The sequence below is a fragment of the Emticicia sp. TH156 genome, from assembly GCF_002855535.1.
Classification (GTDB): domain Bacteria; phylum Bacteroidota; class Bacteroidia; order Cytophagales; family Spirosomataceae; genus Emticicia; species Emticicia fluvialis.
In genome coordinates this window covers 1-3,319 of the sequence record NZ_PKRS01000030.1, presented here as the reverse complement: position 1 = coordinate 3,319, position 3,319 = coordinate 1, and the positions used below count along the sequence as shown (strand labels likewise).

3 protein-coding genes are annotated in these 3,319 nt (G+C 31.9%); 2 read left to right on the top strand and 1 reads right to left on the bottom strand.

Annotated features, from left to right (window positions below; genetic code table 11):
• Positions 1-439: 439 nt before the first annotated feature.
• Positions 440-1,123, bottom strand: coding sequence for an Abi family protein (locus C0V77_RS22780; protein ID WP_101728696.1), 684 nt, complete (start codon positions 1,121-1,123; stop codon positions 440-442).
• A 624-nt stretch (positions 1,124-1,747) separates the two neighbouring features.
• Here C0V77_RS22780 and C0V77_RS22775 point away from each other — a divergent pair.
• Together C0V77_RS22775 and C0V77_RS23630 are read left to right on the top strand one after the other, a co-directional pair.
• Positions 1,748-2,605, top strand: a complete 858-nt coding sequence (locus C0V77_RS22775; protein WP_101728695.1) for a DUF3800 domain-containing protein — start codon at positions 1,748-1,750, stop codon at positions 2,603-2,605.
• Between the two features lie 349 nt (positions 2,606-2,954).
• On the top strand, positions 2,955-3,185 hold the full coding sequence (locus C0V77_RS23630; RefSeq protein ID WP_101728694.1) for a DUF1016 N-terminal domain-containing protein: 231 nt from the start codon (positions 2,955-2,957) through the stop codon (positions 3,183-3,185).
• Positions 3,186-3,319 lie beyond the last annotated feature (134 nt).

Sequence of the window (3,319 nt, the reverse complement as noted above, 5' to 3'; positions counted from 1 at the left end):
CATCGTAACTACGACGACTCATCAGCTTTTTTGAATCTCCCATGTTTGCAAAATTTATGCAAATAAGTGTGCCGATTTAATGAACCATCTCAGATTACACTACAGTTAATATTCCAAATTAATATTAATTCGGGATAAGAAAGATAAGACATATTATAAAAATGGGATGAAAATAGGCAAATTTAAGTATCAAACTTTTAAAATTAATCCAATTTTCACTTATGTTTTCAAAGGAAAAATTATCGAGCTTTCTTTCCTCCACATGAGTTTAGCAAAGAATTTTATAGCAAAATTTCAAAATATAGAAAAAAAGTAATCCTTATATATTTTGTTCGTTCCCAAATATACGAAAGTTTGCAATATTTATGTGTTTTTCGGGACAGCTTAAAGCTGCTGTAGAATTATTATTTCTTACAGTAATTTTCTCATCCAATATGTTTTAAAGCGAGTCAATTTTGTTTGCTACTTCATTGATATGGTCTAAACCATATAAAAGAGTCGATTCATTAATCTGCATCCAGTTAAATAGCTGAAGAATTAATGCATAATGCTGCCTGGCATAAGTTGTATCAATTCGTGTCGGAGTTGACGAAAAACAAATTGGTTCATGATGGGCTAACCTATTCCTCAGATGATTAATTTTAGCTAGTTCATTAAAAACATACGTATGATTATATTGTATAGCCTGAGTACTTCTAGGCTTAGCCGGAAATATCTGAAGTAATGATTGCCTTCCCGCTAAAAATTGTGGCTGCGCGAACAAAAACCGCCAAAAACCAAAATCCATTTCGGCCACTAACTTATTATGTGTATACTTAGTACCAAGCTTTCTTACAGCTTCTCGTATAATAGTGGCGGTTCTAAAAGTATTACTGCTATTAAATCTTCCTCCCGAACTTGCTTCTTTTCGCAGCCATTCATTACCCATTGTAGCAGTATAATGTTTATCAATTGAGTTTCTCAAAGCTATTTCAAAACAACTGATAATTGTAAAAAGCTCTTGAGATAATTTTAAATTTAGTCTATACAATGTCATAGCTTTCTTTGTATCATTATTACAAGCTAACTTATAACGATTCATTCTAGCCACAGACATTATTTGTTCGAACTCTTTAAATCTCATTTTAGTATTATCTCTTGCATTTTACAAAATAATCATTTATATTTGTAGCATACTATTCCCGATAGCCCCTGAACTTTTTCAAGCTATCGGGTTTTTGCTTTATAAGGGGTATTTCAAATTCTTCTTAATAATTTATAAAATAGCTTTAGAACAAGTTTATTCTATAAATTATCTCACATTTCCAGAAGCAAACTAATTTTAAAGTTTTCACTCCTTAATATCCTTTCCAAAATTACTGCTCGGTATCAAATATACGAAAGTTTGTAATATTTTTATATTTTTCGGTACAATCTAAAACCTCTATGGAATTATTATTTCTTACCTGCTTCTTACTATAGCTCTTTACATATATACTTAACTGTTAATTATAATATTAAGTATTTGGTGAGCGATTATGAATATCCACGTAAAAAATGAGGGTTTAGGTGCTTGGTAGAAAATAGCCTTGTTTCCAAGATAATATGACACTTGACGTTAAATAGGTGCCGTTTACTGCGAAATACTTTCCATTTACTCTAATAAACCTTCACTTTACAGTCATAGTGGTTCCATATACTTAAAAACTCAATAAGCTTCTACTACAAAAATTTGTATTTTTGTAGAAACAATAATGGATGTAGAGCGATGGAGTATTTTATCTGGTGTGACGAATCTGTAAAAAAAGGACGCTATTTTTCTAACTTTTATGGAGGTGTTTTAATCAAGTCCAAAGATTTATCTTTTGTACAAAGAAAACTCAAAAAAGTTTGCGAAGATGTTGGTTTCGGAAATGAAATTAAATGGCAAAAAGTAACTGAGCAGTACTTAGAAAAATATAAGACTGTAATAGATGCTTTTTTTGACTTAATGGAAGAGGGTAAGATTAAGATGAGAGTAATGTTTACTCAAAATTCAAATAAACCTCTAAACCTTTCGGAAGACCAAATTCAGGATGAATTTTTCATATTGTATTATCAATTTTTTAAGCATGCTTTTGGTTTTGCCTACAGTAATGATACTTCGAAAACGATTCATTTAAGAGCGTATTTTGATGCCCTGCCAGATAAAATTGAAAAGAATAACAGATTCAAAGAGTTTATTAAGAATCTTGAAAATAATCGTCAATTTCAGCTAGCTCGCTTAAGGTTTCGTAAGGATGCTATTACAGAAGTAGATTCTCATAAGCATTTACCTCTGCAAATGATGGATGTTGTATTGGGAGCCATGGCTTTCAGATTGAACGATATGCACAAAGAAAAACCAATTGGTAAAAAAAGGAGAGGAAAAAGAACCATTGCTAAAGAAAAACTTTACAAACATATATACGCTAGAGTGAACAAATTGCATAAAGGCTTTAACATCGGCGTATCGACAGGGAAGCAAACAGGACCAGAAGATCATTGGGAAGACGCTTACAGGCATTGGAATTTTAAGTCAAGCGAATATGAATTGGATACATCACAACTAAAATCCAAAAAAAAGAACTCCGTTCTACCTACATGAATCTCCTACGTGGAACGTGGGGCTTCGGATAGCTACAGAGTTCTTTTCATTACAAAATTACAAATTTTTGTAAGATTTAACAAGCTTTAGTTAATATTATAATTAAACGAGTCCTTTATAAAGAAATAGTAATGATGAAATAGCTAATCTTTAGAAGGGTCAATAAGATAGAAGAAATTTCTAATAGTAAGCCCTTTGTGTATTAGATCCTTTCGCAGGATCTGGGAGTTTCTGAATAGATTTTGAATCCACTTTATTCAAAGGAGAAGACTGTGAGTGAACCTGTGACACAATCTGTGAGAGAAAATGTGGGAGAACCTATAGAAGGAAGTTCTACCTTGGTTCTTAATTGTGTCTCATAGGAATACTGAAAGAACTATTAAAGGAATTAACTGCTAAATATGGCAGGGGGTATTCGTTTACTAACCTGTATAATTTTAGACAGTTTTATTTAACTTTCGCTGATTACGAGATTTTCTACACAGTGTGTAGAAAATTGACGTTGAGCCATAATCGATTAATTATGAGAGTTGAAAACCTTAACGCTCGTGATTACTATCTAAAAGAACAGGAAATGTAAACGAAAACTAAAATTTTGACTATTGTAAAACTGGTGACTTGAGATGGTTCATTAAATCGGCACACTTATTTGCATAAATTTTGCAAACATGGGAGATTCAAAAAAGCTGATGAGTCGTCGTAGTTACGATGCTG

What these genes read in the sequence shown, in the direction of transcription:
- C0V77_RS22775 (WP_101728695.1), top strand. Translation starts at nt 1,748, where the DNA reads ATGGAGTATTTTATCTGGTGTGACGAATCTGTAAAAAAAGGACGCTAT.
- C0V77_RS22780 (WP_101728696.1), bottom strand. Translation starts at nt 1,123, where the DNA reads ATGAGATTTAAAGAGTTCGAACAAATAATGTCTGTGGCTAGAATGAAT.